This window comes from Pseudomonas sp. BLCC-B112 (assembly GCF_028550695.1).
Classification (GTDB): Bacteria; Pseudomonadota; Gammaproteobacteria; order Pseudomonadales; family Pseudomonadaceae; genus Aquipseudomonas; species Aquipseudomonas danubii.
The window spans coordinates 105,638-126,965 of record NZ_JAQQGK010000013.1; the positions used below are offsets into that span (position 1 = coordinate 105,638).

The window sequence follows — 21,328 nt, forward strand, 5'->3', positions numbered from 1 at the left end:
CTTTATGGATAACGATGTCCGCGATGTAAGCAAGGAACAGCTGCAAGAGAGTCTTGCTCAGGCAATCACCACCATCCGTGCGCTCAAGGAAAAGGTGGCCGGCAAGAGCTCGGCGCCTGTCGAACCGATCGCCGTAGTGGGCCTGGGGTGCCGGCTGCCGGGCAGTGCCGACACACCGAAGCGGCTGTGGAGCCTGCTGAAAAATGCCACCGATGCGGTGAGCGACATGCCCCGCGACCGTCTGTACGGCACCGACTATTACCATCCTGATCCCCAGGCACCCGGCAAGGCCTACGTCATGCGCGGTGGCTTCATCGAGGGGGTGGATCAGTTCGACCCGGGCTTCTTCGGCATTTCGCCCAAGGAAGCCGAAGGCATGGACCCCCAGCAGCGCCTGGCCCTGGAGGTCGCCTGGGAGGCCCTGGAGAACGCCGCAATCGCCCCCGACAGCCTGCATGGCAAGAAGCTCGGCGTGTTCATGGGGGTCAGTACCAATGATTACGTGCGCCTGCGCCAGCAGTTGGGCGCGGTCGAGGACGTCAACGCCTACCAGTTCTATGGCGAAACCAGTTTCGTCGCCGGGCGCATTGCCTACACCCTGGGCTCCAGGGGCCCGGCGGTGGTGCTCGATACCTCCTGCTCCTCATCCCTGGTGGCCCTGCACCAGGCCTGCAACAGCCTGCGCAGTCGTGAGAGCGAGCTGGCGCTGGCCGGTGGGGTCAACCTGATCCTGTCGCCCTACGGTTTCATCCTGGTCAGCAAGCTGCGGGCCGTGGCCCCCGATGGCCGCTGCAAGACCTTCGACGCTGCGGCCGATGGCTACGGGCGTGCCGAAGGCTGCGTGATCCTTGCGCTCAAGCGGCTGAGCGATGCGGTACGCGACCAGGACCCGGTGCTGGCCGTGATCGAGGGTAGTGCGGTCAACAACGACGGCGCCAGCAGCGGCATCACCGTGCCCAACATCCACGCCCAGGAAGAGGTGATCAGGCTGGCGCTCGGCCAGGCCGGGCTCCAGGGCAGCGAGGTCGACTATGTCGAGGCCCATGGCACCGGCACCGCGCTGGGCGACCCGATCGAACTGCACGCCCTGCATGCGGTACTGGGCAAGCAGCGGCCCGTGGATGCGCCGCTGCTGGTGGGCTCGATCAAGGCCAACATGGGGCATCTCGAACCGGTCGCCGGGGTGACCGGGCTGGCCAAGGTCCTGCTGTGCCTGCAACAAGAGGCCCTGGTGCCCCAGGTGCACTTCAACACGCCCAATCCGCGGATCGAATGGGATCGCCTGGCCCTGAAGGTGGTCACCGAATCCACGCCCTGGCCACGCCAGGGCAAGGCGCGGCACGCTGGTGTCAGTTCGTTTGGTGTCACCGGCACCAACGCCCATGTGCTAGTGGGCGACGCGCCGCTGCGCGAACGTGCCCAGGGGCGCGACAACCCCTGGCAGCTGATCACTCTGTCGGCCAAGGGCGAGACGCCCAGGCGCCAGATTGCCGGACGCTATGAACGTTTTATCGCCGACAACAGCCAGTTCGAACTCAAGGACCTGTGCTACACGGCGAACGTCGGGCGGGCGCACTTTGGCCATCGTTTCGCGGCCGTGGCCGATAGCCGTGAAGGGCTGCGCGAGCAACTGGCGGCCTATGCGTCACGCAAGGTGGTGGGCCATGTATTCGAAGGGCGCTGCCAGGGAGCGGTGGCGCCGCTGGTGATGCTCTTTCCGGGGCAGGGCTGCCAGTACCGGGCGATGGCCCAGGCACTGTATGACAGCGAACCATTCTTCAAGGCGCAGATCGATGAATGCCGCGCCCTGTTGCAGCCGCTGATGGACGTGGACCTGCTGACCCTGGTGCTGGACGCGGGTGCGGCCAGTGACAGCTACCTGCAACAGACCCGCTATGCCCAGCCGGCGATATTCGCGGTCGAATATGCCCTGGCGCGGTTGTGGATGCATTGGGGGGTCGCTGCCGATGCGCTGTTCGGACACAGTTTCGGCGAGATCAGTGCAATCTGTGTGGCCGGGGCGGTATCCCTGGCTGACGCGCTGCGTATGGTGGAGGCGCGTGGGCGCCTGGCCCAGCAACTGATGACGGCCGGCGGCGTGATGTACGCACTGGGCATGAGCGAGGCGCAACTGCTGGAGCTGCTCAAGGACCGGCCCGGCAGCGCGATCGAACTGGCGGCGGTCAACAGCCCGCAAGACGTGGTGGTGGCCGGGCCGCAGGCCGAGGTCCAGGCGCTGGCCGAAGCGGCGCTCGCCAGCGGTTGCAAGGTCAAGAAACTTGCGGTTTCCCATGCCTTCCATACCGCAGCCACCGAGCCGATGCTTGAAGCGTTCCGCCAGACGGTGGCGCAGATCACCTTCAGCGAGCCGCGCTTGCCGGTCATCAGCAGTGTCACTGGCCGGGTGCATACGCTCTCCAGCCTGAGCTCGCCCGATTACTGGTGTACGCACACCCGCCAGGCCGTGAGGTTCAGCGAAGGGGTCAACACCCTGATCGCAGAGCTGGGGGTGAAAACCTTCCTTGAAGTGGCCTCCGATGCTGTGTTGACGCCGCTGATCGGCCGTCACCCCCTGGCGGACGACAGCCTGGTCCTGGCCAGCCTGCGCCGGGCCGGCGATCCGCCCAGGGACCTGCGCCTGGCCGCCGCGCAGCTCTACGTGGGCGGCCATAACCTCGACTGGGCCCGGCTGCACGAGCATGACGGGGCCTTGCGCCAGGCCTTGCCCGGGTATGCGTTTCAGCGCCAGCGCTACTGGTTCGACAACGCCAGCGGCTCGCCCCTGCAACAGGTCGCTGCGGGAGCGGTCGGCCGGCTGCTGGGGCACTCGGTCAATGCACCCACTCCGGCATTCGAGTCGACGCTGGATAGCGCGCTCCTGAAGGCCGTGGGCGGCGAGATCCGCGATGACCTGGCGCTGCTGCGTACTGACCGGTTGCTGGCAGCCCTGAGCGATGAGCTGGCCGGCCACTTGCAGCTGGACACCTATGGGGTGAGCCTCGCCAGCATCACCCCGGCCCTGGCGTTCCATGTCGATGACCAGTTGCATCTGTTTACCGAACTCAAGCCGCTGTCCGGGGCGGCCTGGGAGGTCAACTGCTCGGCCCTGAGCGCAGCGGCCAAGGTTGCCGGTGCCGATTGGCAGCCGGTCCTGTCGCTGACCCTGGAAGGCATGCCGGCGGCTATCCGTGGCAGCCTGCCGGACCCGGGCCATGCCGCCACCCAGGACGCAGGCTTTGTCTACCACATGCAGTTGCCGGCAGAGCCCGATCCGCACGGCAATCGCCTTGGGCAGGTCCTCGAGTACCTGGGGCAGGCGGTGCCGGGTGATGCGCCGGGCTCGATAAGCGGCATCCGCCGCTGGGTTGCCAGCCGGTCCGCTTCGCCCCGGGCACAAAGCCTGGTGATTGCCACGAGCCAGGCACATCCGCAGCAGTTCGACTGCGCCTTGTACGATGCGCACGGCCAGTGTGTAGGCAGCCTGGAAGGGCTGACCCTGGCTGCCTCCCCGAGCGAGGAGGTGCTGCGTGGCATGCTTTACCAGCCCGACGTGCTCTACAGCCTGGATTGGCTCGAACGCCCTCGCCAGCGCGCCGAAGTGCCGCAGCAGGACCGCTTGTTCACCCTGGTCAGCCGCTCGCCGGAGACCGCCGCTCCCCTGGTCGAACACCTGCAGCGTGGCGGGCATCGTGCCCGGGTCCTGTGCCCGCAGCAGTTGCTCGATAGCGCACGGAGGGTGCTGGCCCAGGACCCGAGCCAGCCATTGACCGATGAAGGCGAGGCCTTGGCCGCCGATATCATCGTGCTCGATGGCAAAGACATCGAGGATGCCGGCTCGACCACGCTGCAGAGCCTGTCGAGCCTGCAGGCGACACTGTTCCACCCGTTGCTGGAGATGGTCCAGGCGCTTATCGAACTGGGCCCGCGCGGTGGCCGGTTGTGGCTGGTGACCCAAGGCGCAAACGCCGTTGGCCTGGATCGCGACCAGCCCTTGCAAGTGGCGACCGGGCCGTTGTGGGGGCTGGGCAAGACGCTCGCCCTGGAGCACCCCGAACACTGGCGCGGGCTGATCGACGTGGCCCCCGACGATCCTCACTGGGCAAGGGCCCTGGCCGAAGAAGTCAGCGACCCCGATGGCGAGGACAAAATCTGCCTGCGCCCGGGCAAGCGCTATGTCCAGCGCCTGAACCATTTCAGCGCTGCGCAGTTGCCAGCACAGGCCTATGCGCCTTGCCCGCAGGGCAGTTACCTGATTACCGGCGGCATGGGCGGAATTGGCCTGGCCATGGCCCAGTGGCTTCTGGATAAAGGCGCTGGCGCTGTGCTGATCACCGGCCGGCGGCCACTGGAGGAGGTTGCTACGGGCCTGGAGCGCTTCGGCGCTGCGGCATCGCGGGTGAGTTACGTCCAGGCCGACATCACCTCGCCCCAGGACATGCAGCGGCTGTTCTGCGGTCTGGAGGCGTCGGGCGCGAGCCTGAAGGGCATCTTCCATGCCGCCGGGATTTCAATTCCGCAGGATCTCAAGGACGTCGACCGTGACAGTTTCGACCAGGTGATGCGGCCCAAGGTCGAGGGCACTTGGTTGTTGCACGAACTGTCCCTGGGGCTGGACCTGGACTTCTTTGCCCTGTGTTCGAGCATCGCCAGTGTCTGGGGTTCGCAGCATGTCGCCAGCTACGCAGCCGCCAATCAGTTCCTCGACAGCCTGGCGTGGCAGCGTCGGGCCATGGGCCTGAGTGCCCTGGTGATCGACTGGGGACTGTGGGCCGGCGGCAGTCACCTGTTCGACGAGCAGGTGCTGAATTTCCTCACCAGCGTTGGCTTGAAACAGATCGCCCCGGTACAGAACGTCGGCCTGCTGTCGCGGATTCTGGCCAGCGAGCTGCCCCAGCTGGTGGTGTCAGGGGTGGACTGGAATCGCTTCAAACCACTGCTCGAATCCCGCGGCCCGCAACCGCTGCTGCAGTACATCCGCAGCCAGGCTCCGGCCGCCAGGGCCGGCGACAGCAGCAACGTGGAGATCCTGCAGCAACTGGCGGGCGCCGACGAAGCCGCTGCCCTGGCATTGCTGGATGACTATGTGTGGGAGCAGTACGCGCAGTTGCTCGGGGTCAAGACCGAACAGGTGCGGGCCAAGCTCGAGGATGGCGGCAGCCTGATGGACTTCGGCCTGGATTCGCTGCTGGTGATGGACATGGTCGCCCGCTGCCGGCGCGATCTGAAGTTGGAGATCAAGGCCCGCGAGTTTCTTGAGTGTCCGGGCCTGATGTGGCCGGACTTCCTGGCCCGTTCGATAAAGGAACAGGGCTGCGTGGCCGAGGCCTGACGGGCCGCGGGCAGTGCAACCCAGACCCATGATCTGTGATTGAGGTGGTTATGAACGATGTGCAGTCTGGCAAGGCGCCAGAGCATTACGACATTCTCTTGGCGGGCAACAGCATCAGCGTGATCATGCTCGCCGCCTGCCTGGCCCGGAACAAGGTCCGGGTCGGTATGTTGCGCAACCGGCAGATGCCCCCCGACCTTACCGGTGAGGCGACGATTCCCTATACCTCGATGATTTTCGAGCTGATTGCCGACCGCTATGGCGTGCCGGAAATAAAGAATATCGCCCGCACCCGGGATATCCAGCAGAAGGTGATGCCGTCTTCCGGGGTCAAGAAGAACCTCGGGTTCATCTATCACCAGCGCAGCCGGGCGGTGGACCTGGGCCAGGCGCTGCAATTCAACGTGCCCTCCGAGCATGGTGAGAACCATCTGTTCAGGCCCGATATCGATGCCTATCTGCTGGCGGCGGCCATCGGTTATGGCGCGCAGCTGGTGGAGATCGACAACAGCCCCGAGGTGCTGGTCGAGGACAGCGGGGTCAAGGTAGCTACGGCGCTGGGACGCTGGGTCACTGCCGATTTCATGGTTGATGGCAGCCAGGGCGGCCAGGTGCTGGCGCGGCAGGCGGGCCTGGTCAGCCAGCCTTCGACGCAGAAGACCCGGACCCTGGAATTCTCCACTCATATGCTCGGGGTGGTGCCGTTCGATGAGTGCGTGCAGGGCGATTTTCCCGGCCAGTGGCATGGCGGCACTCTGCATCACGTGTTCGATGGGGGCTGGGTGGGGGTCATCCCGTTCAACAACCATCAGCACTCGCGCAACCCGTTGGTCAGCGTGCTGGTTTCACTGCGTGAGGACCTCTGCCCGAGCATGGACGGCGACCAGGTCCTGGCCGGCCTGATCGAGCTGTACCCCGGCCTGGGGCGGCACCTGTCCGGCGCCCGGCGGGTGCGCGAGTGGGCGCTGCGCCAGCCGCCCCGGCAGGTCTATCGCACGGCGCTCGAACGCCGCTGCCTGATGTTCGATGAGGGCGCCGCGAGCAACGATCTGTTGTTCTCGCGCAAACTGTCCAATGCTGCGGAACTGGTTCTGGCCCTGGCGCACCGGCTGATCAAGGCGGCGCACAGCGGTGACTACCGCAGCCCGGCCCTGAATGATTTTGTCCTGACCCAGGACAGCATCATCAGCTTGAGTGACCGGATCGCCTCAGCGGCCTATGTGTCGTTTCGCGACCCCGTGCTGTGGAATGCCTTCGCCCGTGTCTGGCTGCTGCAGTCGATTGCCGCCACCATCACCGCGCGCAAGATCAACGATGCCTTTGCCAAGGACCTGGACCCGCGAGTGTTCGATGAAATCGACCAGCTCGCGGAGGACGGTTTCTGGATGCCTCTGTATCAGGGGTACAAGGATATTCTCAACACGACGCTGGGCCTTTGTGATGACGTCAGAAGCGCCAAGGTCTCTGCTGCGCACGCGGCGAGCAGCATCTTTGCGGAGCTTGCCAACGCCAGTTTTGTTCCGCCTATTTTTGATTTTGCTAATCCTCACGCTCGTGTCTATCAACTGACCACCTTGAGAAAGCTCAAGGCGCTCTGGTGGGGCCTGATGCAAGTGCCCTCAGAGGTCGGACGGTTGATTTTCTATCGATCCTTCAGAAAGCCTTCCCTGCGCAAGGAGAGTTGAAATGGACTTCAACTACGACGATACCCAGAAAAAACATGCGGCCATGATCGCCCAGGTGTGTGCCGAGCAACTGGCGGCCTGTGGCAATGAACACTCGCGGTATTTCACTGCCCGGCAATGGGCGATCTGCGGCGAGGCCGGATTGCTGGGGCTGTCGATTCCCCGGGAATACGGTGGCCAGGGCCTGGGTGCACTGTCGACGGCCATTGCCATGCACGCCTTTGGCCTGGGTTGCACAGACATGGGCCTGGTGTTCGCGGCGGCGGCCCACCAGTTTGCCTGTGCGATGCCGATCGTCGAGTTCGCAACACCGGAAACCAAACGCGATGTGTTGCCCAAACTCGCCAGCGGTGAATTCATCGGCTCCAACGCGATCACCGAACCCGAGGCCGGCTCCGACTCTAGCAATTTGAAGAGCCGTGCCTGGCCCCAGGCCGATGGCAGTTATCGCCTTGACGGCCACAAGAGCTTTGCCGGCAATGCGCCGATTGCCGACATCTTCGTGACCTATGCCACCACCCAGCCCGAGTACGGTGCCCTGGGGGTCAGCGGTTTTATCGTCCACCGCAGCAGTGCGGGGCTCAGGGTCAGTGAGCCCCTGGACAAGGTATGCCTGAGAAGCTGCCCCGCGGGTGAAGTGTTCTTTGACGATTGCTTGGTTCCTGAGGTCAACCGCCTGGGTGAGGAGGGGCAGGGCCGGCAGGTGTTCCAGAGCTCCATGGGCTGGGAGCGTGCCTGCCTGTTCGCAGCGTTCCTGGGGATGATGGAGCGGCAACTGGAACAGACCATCGAGCATGCGCGCACCCGGCGCCAGTTTGGCAAGCCGATTGGCGACAACCAGGCGGTTTCGCACCGTATCGCGCAAATGAAGCTGCGCCTGGAGTCGGCGCGGTTGCTGCTGTTCCGGGCGTGTTGGGGCATGGACCAGGGCGATCCGGGGCAGCTCAACATTGCCCTGTCGAAACTGGCCATCAGTGAGGGGGCGCTGGCATCGAGCATCGATGCGGTGAGGATTTTTGGCGGCCGGGGCTGCCTGGAGTCTTTCGGGATCGAGGCGATGCTGCGCGATTCCATCGGCACTACGATCTTTTCCGGCACCAGCGACATGCAGCACGAGATCATTGCCCGGGAGCTGAAGCTATGAAGCTGCTCCATGAACGGATGATGCACAGCCTTGCCCGCTACCCGCGGCAGACGGCGGTGGTGGATGAGCAGGATGCCTTGAGCTACGAGGCACTGGAGCTCAGGACCCGGGAATTCGTGGCAATGCTCTGTGCCCTGGGGGTCGGGCAGGGGCAGCGGATCCTGCTCTGGGCGCACAAGTCGGTGGACCTGGTGGCGGTCATGCAGGCGGCCCTGCGGCTGGGGGTGGTGTATGTGCCGGTGGACCCTCTGAGCCCGGTGTCGCGCCTGGAAAAGATCGCCGGGGATTCCCAGGCCGTGCTGGTCCTCTGCACCGCGGCACGCCTGGAAGAACTCGCCGGCTCTGCGCTTGCCCAGGTGCGCAGCGTGGTCCTGGACGACCCGGCCAGCGCCGGCTACTGGCGCAACATCGATACCGGCTCCAGCCTAGTGCCGACGCTGGCCATCCAGCCGGACGATCTGGCCTACATCCTCTACACCTCCGGGTCCACCGGCGTGCCCAAAGGGGTTGCGCTCAGCCACGGCAATGCCCTGGCCTTCGTCGACTGGGCGTGCGAGCGCTATTGCTTCCAGCCTGGCGAGCGTTTCGCCAACCATGCCCCCCTGCATTTCGACCTGTCGGTCCTGGACATCTACTGCGCGCTCAATGTGGGCGCGACGGTGTGCCTGGTTCCCGAGTCGATCGCGTTCTCGCCGCGGCTGCTGACCGACTTCATCCGCCAGCACGAAATCAGCATCTGGTACTCGGTGCCCTCGGTACTCATGATGATGATGCAAGACGGCGACTTGCTCAGCGATATCCAGGACACCCTGCGGGTGCTGCTGTTCGCCGGCGAGCCTTTTCCGATCAAGCACCTGCGTGACCTGCGCGCGGCCTATGCCGATGTGCGTCTGGCCAATCTCTTCGGCCCCACGGAAACCAATGTGTGCACCGCATTCGAGGTCGGCGCCATCGATCCCGAGCGCGTGCTTCCGGTGCCCATCGGCACGGCCGCCTCCGGCAACCAGGTGTGGGCGCAAAAGCCTGACGGCAGCCGCTGCGCAGTGGGTGAAGAAGGTGAGCTGGTGGTGCAGGGGCCTACGGTCATGCTGGGCTATTTCGCCAAGCCGGCTCAGGAGGGGCCCTACAAGACCGGCGATATGGTCAGGCAGCGGCCTGACGGCAACTACGAATACCTGGGGCGTCGTGACGACATGCTCAAGGTGCGTGGCAACCGGATCGAGCGCGGGGAAGTCGAAGCCGCGCTGCTGGCCCATCCCCAGGTCAGCGAGGCCGCCGTGCTGGTGGTCGGGGAGGGGATGAACGCGCAGTTGTGGGGTGTGCTGGTCGCTCGCACCCGGGACGCTCTTTCGCTGATCGACCTCAAGCGCCACTGCGCCCAGCGCCTGCCTCGCTACATGATCATCGACAAAGTGCTGTGCCTGGACGCACTGCCACGCAACGCCAATGGCAAGGTCGATCGCTTCGCCCTGGCCAGGCAGGTGGAGGGCTGACCCATGGGAACTCCATCACGCGCGGCCAAGGACGCCTGGTTTCCCTATGCCAGCCGGCCTCGGGGCAAGATGCGCTTGTTCACCTTTCCTTATGCCGGGAGCGGGGCCTCGGTCTTTCATCGCTGGTTCCTGCCCCTGTACGACCAGGTCGACCTGTATGCCTTGCAACTGCCGGGCCGCGAGGGTCGCAGCCAGGAAGCCTGCTACAGCGACATGCAGGCGGCGGCCAATGACGTGGCCGACTGCCTGGAGCAGTTTGGCGATGACATCCCCTGCTGTTTCTTCGGCCACAGCATGGGCGCCTTGCTGGCCTTTGCGGTCGCCGGAGTGCTGCAGGAGCGGCGGTTGCCGATGCCGCAGCAATTGATGCTCTCGGGCATGGTTGCGCCCCATGTGCGGCAACGGGTAGCACCGCTGCACCAGCTGCCGGCAGAGCAGGCCATCGCCGCGCTGCAGGCCATGGGGGGCGTGCCGGCGGTGGTGCTGGCCGAGGAGGACCTGATGCAGATGTACCTGCCCATCATTCAGGCCGACATACAAATGGTCTACTCCTACGCCGGTGCCCAGCCGCAGCCGCTGGACACCCGCATGATGTGCCTGAGCGGCGCCCAGGACCTGATTGCGCCGCCTGCGCAGATGCAGCAGTGGCGGCGCTACACCCTGGGCGGCTTCGAGCAGTTCGTGTTTGCCGGTGGCCATTTCTTTCTCAACGCCCAGGTCATGTCGCGGGTCAAAACAGCGCTGGGCAGCGCCCTGCACAATCAGCCTGGCAGTCTGGCGGTGTGAGCCGACTATTGGGCAATGGCCGCGAGGCCGGACCTGGCGAACAGCTTGAAGTGGGCTTTCAGGGCGTTGGCGTCGTGTTGCAGGACGGCTTGCAGCGGGCTGGGCTGCTGGCGATCTATCACCGCCAGCATCAGGCAGGGCGCGATGATGCTGATGGTGCAACGCGCCAGCGCCGGGTCACCGATCGGAAAGCCGGTGATCTCGCTGATGAGCGCTTCCAGCAGACGGAATTTGGGCATCACTTCTTCTTGCACAAGGCTGGTGAAATGGACAGTGGGCGCCAGTATTTCCCGTGCACAGACTTTGCTTTGCCAGCTCTGCTCATCGAGCACCCGGGTGACGATGGCATCGATGAAGCTATCGAGCTTGATCAGCGCCGGCTCTTCGCTTTGCGCCAGCTGCGACAGGGCTTCGAAGCTCACCAGTTGCTTGTGTCCCTCGATCAGCACCGCCTTGTACAGGGCTTCCCGGCTACCGAAGTGGTAGTTGATGGCGGCGAGGTCGGCGCCGGCTTCTTCACAGATGAGCTTGCTCGCAGTGTTGGCATAGCCATGCTGGGCAAACAGGCGGGCAGCCACATCGAGAATGCGGATTTTAGTGTGTTCGCCGTCGCTTCTGCTGGTTCTGCGTCGCGTGTTCATGACGTTCCTCGTGGTCTGAGCGGGGGGTTGCTTCATGGCCAGTATCTGTTATTTTCTAATTTAAATTCAAATTGAATTTTAATTAGGCCTTGGCAAACAAAGGACTCATGGATGAAGAAGCAGTTGATTGTAGGGGTTGCCGTACTGCTGGTGGCCACAGCGGGTGTTTCCTGGTTTCTCCTTCGCCCCGAGAAGCAGAACGACCACCTCAAGCTCCATGGCAACGTCGACATTCGCCAGGTGTCCCTGGCGTTCGACGGCAGTGAGCGAATCGCCGCGCTGTATGCCGAAGAGGGCGACCTGGTGCAGCCAGGCCAGGTCCTGGCGGAACTCGACACACGCGCACTGCGCCTGGAAATAAATCGCTCCAAGGCCAGGATCGGCGCCCAGGAACAGGCGCTGCTGCGCTTGAAAAATGGCACACGGCCTCAAGAGGTCGAGCAGTCCAAGGCACGTTTTGATGCCGCCCAGGCGCAAATGCAGCTGGCTCAACTGCACATGCAGCGCCTGCGCAGGATCGCGGACGACACCCAGGGCAAGGGCGTCAGCCAGCAACGCCTGGACCAGGCAGCCGCCCGCTTGCAAGTGGCCAAGGCCCAGTCGCAGGAGCAGCGCGAATCCTGGACCCTGGCCAAGATCGGCCCACGCAATGAAGACATCGCCCAGGCCACGGCCGACCTGCAAGCCTCCAGGGCCGACCTGGACCTGCTGGAACATTACCTGGCGCGCGCTCAGCTCAAGGCGCCGACCCAGGCCCGGATCCGCACGCGCTTGCTGGAGCCGGGGGATATGGCCTCGCCGCAGCGCCCGGTGTTTGCCCTGGCCCTGACCGACCCCAAGTGGGTACGGGCCTATGTCAACGAACGTCAGTTGGGCCACATACGTGCGGACCAGAGGGCGCGGGTCTACACCGACAGCTTTCCTGACCAGGCCATCGACGGCAAAGTCGGCTACATCTCCTCGGTTGCCGAATTCACCCCCAAGTCGGTGGAAACGGAAGACCTGCGCACCAGCCTGGTCTACGAGATCCGGGTGCTGGTCAAGGACCCTGACGATCGCCTGCGGCTCGGTATGCCGGCGACCGTCTACCTTGACCAGGCACCGGTGGCCGGGGCCACGCCATGAGTGCGCCAGCGGTAACGGTTCAGGCTGTTGAACTGGTCAAGCGCTTTCGCAGTGGAACGCGAGAGCAGTTGGCTCTGGAGCAGGTTTCTCTGGAGGTGCCCAGTGGCAAGTTGAGTGCCCTGGTGGGGCCGGACGGGGCCGGAAAAACCACCCTGTTGCGGATGATTGCCGGCTTGCTCAAGGCCGACGAAGGGCTGTTGAAGGTGCTGGGGCTGGACGTCGCCGCAGATCCGCAGCAGGTGCAGGACCTCATCAGCTACATGCCGCAGAAGTTCGGCCTGTACGAAGACCTGACGATCCAGGAAAACCTCGAACTCTACGCCGACCTGCATGGCGTGCGCGCCCAGCAGCGCGAGGAGCGTTTTTCCCGGTTGCTGCAGATGATGGACCTGACGCGTTTTCGCGACCGGCTGGCCGGACAGCTTTCCGGCGGCATGAAACAGAAACTGGGGCTGGCCTGTACCCTGGTCCGTTCACCGCAACTGTTGCTGCTGGACGAGCCCACCGTGGGGGTGGATCCGCTGTCGCGGCGGGAACTGTGGAGCATCATCGAACAACTGATCGAGCAGGAAAACCTCACGGTGCTGATCAGCACTGCCTACATGGACGAGGCCCAGCGTTGCGCCCAGGTCTTTGTGCTGTACCAGGGGCGGCTGATCGCCCAGGGGCCACCGGCGCAGTTGTGCCATCTGGCGCAGGGCCTGTGCTATGGCGTCGGCCCCGAGGCCGGCACCCCGGCCAGGCTGTTGCAGGCGCGCTTGCTTGACGACAATCAACACATCATCGATGCCGTGCCCGAAGGCGGCATGGTTCGCTTTATCCGCAGTGCCCAGGTGCCTCTGCAGGCCATTCCATCCCTGGCTGGCCAGGCCTCTCCCCAGGCGCTGGAGGCCCGCCTCGAAGATGGCTTCATGGTGTTGCTCCGGCAACAGGTTGGCAGCGTTGCAAGCCTGGACGAGCCGGCGCAGGTGCCCGCCAGCGACGGCCAGGGCGACGTTGCCTCTGGGCGTGCGGTGGTCATCGAGGTCCGCGACCTGGTGCGCAAGTTCGGGGACTTCACCGCGGTTGCCAGCACCTCGTTCGAGGTGTTGAAGGGCGAGATATTCGGCTTGCTGGGCCCCAACGGAGCCGGCAAGACCACCACGTTTCGCATGCTTTGCGGTTTGCTTCCCGCCTCCAGCGGGCACCTTGAGGTGGCTGGCGTCAACCTGCGCACCGCACGGGCGGCGGCGCGGCGCAAGATCGGCTACGTCTCGCAGAAGTTCGCCCTGTACGCGAACCTGTCGGCCCTGGAGAACCTGCGCTTCTTCGGCGGCGCCTATGGCCTGCACGGCGCGAAGCTGAAAGCGCGGGTGGCGTTGATGCTCGAACAGTTCGACCTCGACGAACACAAGCACCTGCGCAGCGGCGAGCTGCCCGGTGGCTACAAGCAGCGCCTGGCCATGGCGGTCGCGCTGCTGCACGAGCCGCAGATCCTGTTTCTCGACGAACCCACCAGCGGTATCGACCCCTTGGCCCGCCGGGCGTTCTGGCGCCGTATCACCGCCCTGGCGCAAAGCGGCACGACGATCGTGATCACCACCCACTTCATGGAAGAGGCCGAGTACTGCGACCGTATCGTCATCCAGGATGCCGGACGGCTGCTGGCCCTGGGCACTCCGGAACAGGTACGCCACCAGGGCAGCGAGTCGCTTGCCGACATGAACAGCGCCTTCATTGCCGTGGTCGAGCGTGCTCGGGCCCAGGCCAGCGCCCCGGTGCAGTGAGGAATGACCATGACTGACTCCAATCGATCCGCCTCAGGGTTCAGGCGCAGGCTCATTGCGCTCACCCGAAAGGAGTTGCGCCAATTGATGCGTGACAAGAGCAACCTGGCGATAGGCATTGTCCTGCCCATCGTACTGATCCTGATATTTGGCTACGGCCTGTCCCTGGACATTCGCAACACGCCGCTGGCCGTGGTCCTGGAAGACAGCTCCCCCAGCGCCCGCAGCGTGGTGGCGAAGCTTGCGAGTTCGGACTACTTCTCGGTGGTCCAGGTGACCAGCATGGCCGAGGCCCAAGCGCTGATGGACAAGCGTCGGGTCGATGGCATCGTTCGCGTGCCGGCGGATTTTTCCAGGCGCCTCGAACAGCAGGATGCGCGCTTGCAATTGCTCCTGCATGGCGCAGATGCCAACAGCGCGGCGACCCTTGGACGCTATGTCAGGGGCGCGCTGAATGTCTGGCAACAGCAGCAGTTCGATCGCTCCCGGCAGCCCCAGTCGGCCGGTCGGGTGCTGGTCGTCGAACGCATGTGGTTCAACGCCGCCAACAGCAGTACCTGGTACCTGGTGCCCGGGCTCATCGCCCTGATCATGACCCTGGTGGGTGCCTTCCTGACCTCTCTGGTACTGGCCCGGGAGTGGGAGCGGGGCACGCTCGAATCACTGTTCGTCACCCCGGTCAGGTCGATCGAAATACTCCTGGCCAAGATCATTCCCTATTTCCTGGTGGGCCTGCTGGGCCTGGTGATGTGCCTGGTTTCGGCGCGGTTGCTGTTCGAGGTACCGATCCAGGGTTCGCTGGTGCTCCTGCTGCTGAGCTCCATGCTCTACCTGCTGGTCACCCTGGGCATTGGCCTGCTGATTTCGGCGAAGACACGCAACCAGTTCCTGGCCAGCCAGATCGCGATCATCTTCAGCTTCCTGCCGGCGCTGATGCTCTCGGGGTTCCTCTTCGATCTGCGCAATGTGCCGACGTTCATCCGCGTGGTGGGCTCGATCCTGCCGGCGACTTACTTCATGGAACTGGTCAAGACCCTGTTCCTGGCTGGCAACAACTGGCCATTGATCGCCAAGAACCTCGCAATCCTCGCGGCCTACGCCGTGTTCCTGTTGAACGCTGCACGCCTGTGCACCCGCAAGAAGCTGGATTGAAGCCATGGACAAACTGATGAATTTCCTACGCGAGTTGCTGTTCCTGTTTCAGAAGGAGTTCCTGGCCATCGTCAAGGACCCGGCCAACCGGGTGATCCTGATTGCCCCGGCGATCGTCCAGTCATTGCTGTTCGGCTACGGCGCCACCTACGACCTGAACTACGTGCCTTATGCCGTGCTGGATCAGAGCCAGGGGCGCGCTTCGACAGAGCTTTTGGCACGCTTCGATGCCTCCGGGGTATTTGCCCGAGTGTCGACCCTGACCAGCGTCGATGAGATCGCCCCGGTGATCGACCGGGGCAGTGCCTTGCTGGTGCTGCATATCGCCGCAGACTTCGACGAGCGCCTGAGCCGGCATGAAAACGCCGGCTTGCAGTTGATCCTGGATGGGCGCAACTCGACGACCGCGGGAATGGCGGCCGGGCATATCGCCAACCTGGTGGCTGACTTCAACCAGCAGTTCCTGGCGGTGGACAACGCGCCGATACGCCTGGAGACCCGTGCCTGGTTCAACCCCAACCTGCAAACCCGCTGGAACATAGTGCCGGGCCTGATCGCCGCGCTGAGCATGATCCAGACCCTGATGCTGGCGGCGTTGTCGGTAGCCAGGGAGCGCGAGCAGGGCACCTTCGACCAGTTGCTGGTGACTCCGCTGACGCCTTTCGTGATCCTGCTGGGCAAGGCACTGCCGTCGGTACTGATCGGTCTTTTGCAGTCCAGCCTGATCCTCCTCATCGGCCTGTTCTGGTTCAAGATCCCCATGATCGGCTCCGTGCTGGACCTGTACCTGGGGCTGTTCGTCTTCACCAGCGCCTGCGTGGGCATCGGGCTGTCGATCTCGGCGCTGTCGGCCAACATGCAGCAGGCCATGGTGTACACCTTCGTGCTGATGATGCCGCTGATCCTGCTCTCCGGCCTGATCACCCCGGTGCACAGCATGCCCGAGGCCCTGCAACTGCTGACCTATCTCGATCCGCTGCGCTTTGCCATCGACCTGGTCAGGAGGATCTACCTGGAGGGGGCAACGCTGGCGGATGTGTCCTGGAACCTGGTGCCCATGTTTGCCGTTGCGCTGGTGACCCTGCCGCTGGCTGCGTGGCTGTTTCGCAATCGATTGGTGTGATAAGGAACGTCATGAAAACTACTCACTCTGGATACCTGCGTAATGGGCTGACGCTGGCCATGCTGCTGGCCATCACCGCCTGCACCGTCGGGCCCGATTTCAAGGCACCGGCAGTACCTAGCCCGGAACGCTGGACGGATTGGCACAGTGGCCCGCCAGCATCTTCGGTGCCGGGCAAAGCCCCGGCGACCACCTCGCACACCGCAGACGGCAACTGGTGGCAGGTGTTTGGCGACCCGGTGCTGGACCAGCTGCAGGCCCAGGTGCGCGAAGGCAGCCCGGACCTGCACACGGCCTTGCTGCGGTTTGCCCAGGTGCGCTTGCAACGCCAGATAGTCGCTTCCCTGGAAACGCCCGAAGTGTCCTTTTCCGCGGCGGCTTCGCGAAACCGGCAAAGCCGGTACGCGCCGAACAATCGAATGCTTGAAGCCTTGGGCAGCGACAGTGATGCCCTGGAAAAGGTGCTTACCGACCCTTATAGCCTGTACCAGGCCGGGTTCGACGTTTCATGGGAGCTGGATCTCTGGGGGCGGGTGTCACGCCTGGGTGAAGCCGCCCAGGCCGAGGTCGATGGTGCGGCCGCGACCCTGGACGACGTGTTGCTCAGTGTCTCCAGCGAGCTGGCGCGAAACTACTTCGAAGTGCGTACCGCACAGCGCCAGACCCGTCTTCTGGAGCAGGAGGCACAGATCCTGGCCGCGCACCTGCAAGTGGTTGCCGTCCAGGCCCGGGAGGGCGAGGAAGACGGGTTCGCGGTGGAACGCCAAGAGGCACGGCTGGCCTCGCTGCATGCACAGATACCGGGTTGGAAGGCGCTGCACACCCAGGCGGGCAACCGTATCGCGCTGTTGCTGGGGGAGCATCCCGGAGCCCTGGAAACCTTGCTCGCGGAGCGGCCTGATAATGCCTTGAGCCGCCCGCTGCCCAACCTGCAGCTGGGCCTGCCTGGCGACCTGGCCCGGGAGCGTCCGGACATCCGCGCGGCCCAGGCCCGCTTGCACCGGGCGACGGCGGGCATCGGAGTGGCCGAGGCCGAACTGTACCCGAGCGTGATGCTGGGGGCCGACTTCGGCTTCGAATCCTACAAGAGCGGCCAGTTTGCCGACTGGAGCAGCCGCACCTGGTCGGTAGGGCCGCGCCTGGACCTGCCGCTGTTCGACCGTGGGCGGCGCAGCAAGACCGTGGTCCTGCGCACACTCGAACAGCAAGAGGCGGCCGTGGCATTTCACCGGACCGTACTGGCAGCCTGGCAGGAAGTGGACGATGCGATGAGCCGCTACCACAACGAATACCAGCGTGCCGCGCACCTTAAGGACAGCTATGACAGCAAGGCCCGCACCTATGAGTGGACCCGCGTCCGGTACGCGGCCGGGGAGGCCAGCTACCTGGAGGAACTGGAAGCCCAGCGCACCGTGCTGGAGGCGCAGCGCGACCTGGTCAATAGCGACAGTCAACTGCGTACTCACCTGATCAGCATTTACAAATCCATGGGCGGGCATTCCACCTGAGCCCCTGAAACGCTGCCTCTGGCAGCACTCCCCACAGACCCACTTTCCTAACGGAATAGGAAGCCATGCAAATGGATGACCTCTACAAGATCGCGCTTTTTTCGTCCCTGATACTGGTAGTGCCGGGGCCCTCAAACACCTTGCTGCTGGCCTCGGGCTTCAAGTTCGGCGTGTTGCGCTCGCTGCCACTGGTGTTGATCGAAATGCTCGGCTACACCGTTTCGATCTGCACCTGGGGCTGGGGGCTTGTGCTGCTGTCCCACGACTACCCGTGGCTGATCCACCTGATCAAGCTGCTGTGCGCCTTGTACATCGCGGCGCTGGCCTTGAAGACCTGGAAGACCTCCACCACCGGAGCCCAGCACACCGAGCGCTTTGAGAGCTGGCCACGGCACCTGTTGATTGCGACCTTGCTCAACCCCAAGGGGCTGATCTTCGCCAGTGTGATCTTCCCGGCCAGCTCATTCGCCAGCCTGGGGGATTTCCTGCCGTCATTAAGCGCTTTCTTCCTGGCACTTGCGCCAATAGCCTTGCTCTGGGTCTCGCTGGGGGCGGGCATTCGAGCCGAATACCTGGGGCGGGTTTCTGGACCGCTGTTTTCCCGGGGCACCGCCGTCGTTCTGGCGCTGTTTTCCGCCACCCTCACTTACACCGTGGTTCGTGCGGTGTAGGTGTTTTTGCCGCGGCTTTCAGCGCCCAGGCTTGCCGGTCCTCCTCGGTGGCCTTGATCCGATGAACAGGGCGTTTGGCGGATGTTAATCTGCGCCTCCCGGACAAACGGTGGGCCAGTGGATGCAGAGGATGTTGAGTGAAGCCGAGCTTTACAAGGTGCTGGAAGCGATCGAAAGCGACGCCTGCCATGACCTGAATCGTCTGTATGACGGGATGCAGATAGACCGGTGTGCTCTTTTCAATCAAGTCGCCATGGCGGTGGCCCGGCTCTTTATCGAGGGGCGGCGCGACTTTCATTACGGTGATGCGGTCATGAATACCTTGTTCAGTGACATGGTTGATCTGTCCTTGAACGCTGACATGCCCGAGCCGGCCTTTTCCATCTACCTCGCGTTTGATGCCGGAGAGTATCGTCACCCGGGGGATGGGCAGGATGAGTTGCCTTGGGAAAAGTGGACGCGGCCGGCGCTTGAACGGATTCTGCACGAAGCCGATGAGGGGGCGTCGGCCGAGGTTTAGCCGGCCTGGGTTGTCGCCAGAAAAGCCGACGGACCTACGGCTCCAGCATCAAGCGGCGCCAAAGGATCTGTGGCGGCGCAACAGCATCCGCCGGCACTTGCGGTGCAGGTTTGTCCGGCGCCTGCGCTGGCGTTGCCTCGTCGGGTTCAGGGGCTGTCGTCGATTCAGTCGGGTCATCGGTAGGCGCTGTGGTCATTTGATCTTGATCACCACCTTGCCCTTGGCTCGTCCCTGCTCGACGTACTGCAAGGCCTCTGCCGTCGATTCGAAACTGAAGCTGCGGTCAACCACGGGCTTGATGATGCCGGCCTCGATCAGCGCGGTGATCTGTTGCAGTTGGGCGCCATCGGCTCGCATGAACACAAAGGCGTAGCGGACATCCCGCTGGCGCGCCTTGCGCCGGATACCGAAGCTCAAGAGGCGCATGACCTGCTGCAACGGCCAGGCCAGCCCTTGCTCCTGGGCGAATTGCACCGTGGGTGGCCCGGAGATGGAAATCAGCTGGCCACCGGGCTTGAGCACCTGGAGTGATTTCTTCAGCACGTCGTCGCCGAGGCTGTTGAGCACCACGTCGTAGCCGTGCAGGACGTCTTCGAAGTGCTGCTGCGTGTAGTCGATCACCTGATCGGCCCCCAGCGCTTTGACCCATTGGACATTCCCCGTGCTGGTGGTGGTCGCGACAAAGGCGCCAAGGTGCTTGGCAAATTGGATGGCCAGGGTGCCGACGCCGCCTGAGCCTGCATGGATCAGCACTTTCTGGCCTTTTTTCAGTTGCGCGGTTTCCACCAGCACTTGCCAGGCAGTCAGGGCCACCAGGGGAATGGACGCGGCTTGCGCCATGTCGATGTTGGCCGGCTTGAGAGCGACCGCGTCCTGATGCACAGCGATCCATTGGGCAAAGGTGCCGATCCGCGTTTGCGGCGGGCGAGCATAAACGGCATCGCCGGGTTTGAAACGCCGCACTTGCGGGCCGACTTCGACCACGACCCCTGCCAGGTCATTGCCCAATATCAGCGGCAATTTATAAGGCAGGATCAGCTTGAATTCGCCCTGGCGGATTTTCGAATCCAGCAGGTTGACGCTGCTGGCATGAACCTCGATCAATACATCGTGGGGCCCCACCTCGGGCGTGGGGACTTCGCTCAGGCGTCCGCTGTTCTTGCCGTAGCGATCAATTGAAAATGCCTTCATGGGGGTGCGGCTCTGTTGGGTTGGCGTCAGTAGGGGGTGTTCTGTTGCGGTTGCGGCCAGGTGCTGTCAGTCATCAAGGAACGTCAATGCCCGGGTCTGTGCCAGCCCATCGATGATGGCCGGGTCGAAGTTGTCCAGCACCGCGCCCCAATGGTTGAACAGCACCAGGGGCACGCCGCCCGCGGTACCGGTATCGCGATAGGCGAAGGGAATGCCCCTGACCGTGACCGACTGGTTCGCCGCGTTGATGAACGACGTCTGCAAAGCCGGGGGGAGAGTTGTCTGTGTTGGGTTCATTGCTACTCCGAACAGCGGACCGGATTCGTCGCAGTACCTGCCGCGAATCCGCCGCGAAAGCTCGCTACCTGAAGATCACTGTTGGGACTGGTAACGCTGGGCAACCTCGGACTGGCGGACCTGCCCGAGCAGGGCCTGACGCGCGTTCTGCAGATCATCCCAGGGCTGTGCCTGTTGCAGCGGCGGGATGGTCACCGCTTCGCGCCGATCAAAGCCGACCAGTGCGGCGTCCACCAGATCGCCCACTTCCATGATTTCGTCCAGGGTGTTGATGTCGATGCCGGAGCGGTCCCAGATTTCCGTGCGGGTGGCCGCCGGTAGCACGGCTTGCACGTACACGCCCAGGGGCGACAGCTCCAGGCTCAGGCCCTGGGACAGGAACAACACGAAGGCCTTGGTGGCGCCATAGACCGACATGCCGAACTCCGGTGCCAGGCTCACCACCGAACCGATGTTGATGATCGCGCCGGCGCCTGCTTCGGCCAGACGCGGGGCGATGGCCCTGGACAGGCGTACCAGCGCCGTGGTGTTGAGGGCCACCAGTTGCGCCATGTGATCAGCGTTTTGCTCGGTGAAGCGGCCGGACAGCGCGGCGCCGGCGTTGTTGACCAGGATGCCGATCCGGGCGTCGTCGCGCAGGCGGGCTTCCACCGCCGTCAGATCGCCGGGCTGGGTCAGGTCCGCGACCATGACATCAATGGCGACCTGGTGTTCGTCTCGTAGCTTGGCGGCCAGTGCGTCCAGGCGCGCCTGATCGCGGGCGACCAGCACCAGGTCGTGGCCGCGTTGTGCAAAGCGCTCGGCGTAGGTGGCGCCAATGCCGCTGGAGGCGCCGGTGATGAGAACGGTAGGGCGAGTGTTCATGGGGGGATCTCTCTTTCAGGAAAGGGACAGACA

Annotated in this window: 15 protein-coding genes and 1 pseudogene; 12 read left to right on the forward strand and 4 right to left on the reverse strand. The window is 64.0% G+C overall.

Translation table 11 applies throughout. From position 1 onward, the window contains the following. Nucleotides 1-4 precede the first annotated feature (4 nt). The 5 genes from PQT43_RS28005 to PQT43_RS28025 are packed head-to-tail and all read left to right on the forward strand — an operon-like array spanning nt 5 to nt 10,437. Nucleotides 5-5,329 (forward strand): type I polyketide synthase, encoded by a 5,325-nt coding sequence (locus PQT43_RS28005; protein ID WP_272755248.1) that lies wholly within the window; start codon nt 5-7, stop codon nt 5,327-5,329. A gap of 50 nt (nt 5,330-5,379) precedes the next feature. Beyond that, the gene (locus PQT43_RS28010) at nt 5,380-7,014 is read left to right on the forward strand and encodes an NAD(P)/FAD-dependent oxidoreductase (RefSeq protein WP_272755249.1); all 1,635 of its coding nucleotides are present in this window, start codon (nt 5,380-5,382) and stop codon (nt 7,012-7,014) included. Between the two features lies 1 nt (nt 7,015). Beyond that, nucleotides 7,016-8,158, forward strand: a complete 1,143-nt coding sequence (pltE, locus tag PQT43_RS28015) for an L-prolyl-[peptidyl-carrier protein] dehydrogenase (RefSeq protein ID WP_253085672.1) — start codon at nt 7,016-7,018, stop codon at nt 8,156-8,158. Continuing rightward, nucleotides 8,155-9,651: an L-proline--[L-prolyl-carrier protein] ligase gene (pltF, locus tag PQT43_RS28020; protein ID WP_253085671.1), complete on the forward strand. Its 1,497-nt coding sequence runs from the start codon at nt 8,155-8,157 to the stop codon at nt 9,649-9,651. The genes pltE and pltF overlap by 4 nt, the downstream gene beginning before the upstream one ends. A 3-nt stretch (nt 9,652-9,654) precedes the next feature. Continuing rightward, complete coding sequence (locus PQT43_RS28025) at nt 9,655-10,437, forward strand: thioesterase II family protein (protein ID WP_272755251.1); 783 nt, start codon at nt 9,655-9,657, stop codon at nt 10,435-10,437. 5 nt (nt 10,438-10,442) lie between these two features. Here the strand turns inward: PQT43_RS28025 and PQT43_RS28030 are convergent, their stop codons facing one another. After that, entirely contained in the window at nt 10,443-11,078 is a 636-nt protein-coding gene (locus tag PQT43_RS28030) for a TetR/AcrR family transcriptional regulator (protein ID WP_180988573.1), read from the reverse strand. Nucleotides 11,079-11,189: 111 nt separating this feature from the next. Here PQT43_RS28030 and PQT43_RS28035 point away from each other — a divergent pair, with 111 nt between their 5' ends. The 7 genes from PQT43_RS28035 to PQT43_RS28065 all read left to right on the forward strand — a co-directional run bounded on the left by PQT43_RS28035 (nt 11,190) and on the right by PQT43_RS28065 (nt 18,943). After that, on the forward strand, nt 11,190-12,203 hold the full coding sequence (locus PQT43_RS28035) for an HlyD family efflux transporter periplasmic adaptor subunit (protein WP_272755253.1): 1,014 nt from the start codon (nt 11,190-11,192) through the stop codon (nt 12,201-12,203). Further along, nucleotides 12,200-13,969 carry an ATP-binding cassette domain-containing protein gene (locus PQT43_RS28040; RefSeq protein WP_253085668.1) on the forward strand — a complete coding sequence of 590 codons (1,770 nt, stop codon included), beginning with the start codon at nt 12,200-12,202 and terminating at the stop codon, nt 13,967-13,969. The genes PQT43_RS28035 and PQT43_RS28040 overlap by 4 nt, the downstream gene beginning before the upstream one ends. A 3-nt stretch (nt 13,970-13,972) precedes the next feature. Next, nucleotides 13,973-15,121 carry an ABC transporter permease gene (locus tag PQT43_RS28045; protein WP_019093651.1) on the forward strand — a complete coding sequence of 383 codons (1,149 nt, stop codon included), beginning with the start codon at nt 13,973-13,975 and terminating at the stop codon, nt 15,119-15,121. Between the two features lie 4 nt (nt 15,122-15,125). Continuing rightward, on the forward strand, nt 15,126-16,244 hold the full coding sequence (locus tag PQT43_RS28050; RefSeq protein WP_115580177.1) for an ABC transporter permease: 1,119 nt from the start codon (nt 15,126-15,128) through the stop codon (nt 16,242-16,244). Nucleotides 16,245-16,255: 11 nt separating this feature from the next. After that, nucleotides 16,256-17,752 carry an efflux transporter outer membrane subunit gene (locus PQT43_RS28055; protein ID WP_272755258.1) on the forward strand — a complete coding sequence of 499 codons (1,497 nt, stop codon included), beginning with the start codon at nt 16,256-16,258 and terminating at the stop codon, nt 17,750-17,752. Nucleotides 17,753-17,817: 65 nt separating this feature from the next. Beyond that, nucleotides 17,818-18,423 (forward strand): LysE family translocator, encoded by a 606-nt coding sequence (locus tag PQT43_RS28060; RefSeq protein ID WP_267268307.1) that lies wholly within the window; start codon nt 17,818-17,820, stop codon nt 18,421-18,423. A gap of 130 nt (nt 18,424-18,553) precedes the next feature. Then, complete coding sequence (locus tag PQT43_RS28065) at nt 18,554-18,943, forward strand: hypothetical protein (RefSeq protein WP_258379777.1); 390 nt, start codon at nt 18,554-18,556, stop codon at nt 18,941-18,943. Between the two features lie 192 nt (nt 18,944-19,135). Here the strand turns inward: PQT43_RS28065 and PQT43_RS28070 are convergent, their stop codons facing one another. The 3 genes and pseudogenes from PQT43_RS28070 to PQT43_RS28080 form a co-directional block, all read right to left on the reverse strand. Then, complete coding sequence (locus PQT43_RS28070; protein WP_272755259.1) at nt 19,136-20,134, reverse strand: NADP-dependent oxidoreductase; 999 nt, start codon at nt 20,132-20,134, stop codon at nt 19,136-19,138. Nucleotides 20,135-20,206: 72 nt separating this feature from the next. After that, nucleotides 20,207-20,431, reverse strand: a pseudogene (locus PQT43_RS28075) (alpha/beta fold hydrolase); the annotation flags it as partial. A 75-nt stretch (nt 20,432-20,506) separates the two neighbouring features. After that, entirely contained in the window at nt 20,507-21,295 is a 789-nt protein-coding gene (locus PQT43_RS28080) for an SDR family NAD(P)-dependent oxidoreductase (protein ID WP_253085664.1), read from the reverse strand. Nucleotides 21,296-21,328 lie beyond the last annotated feature (33 nt).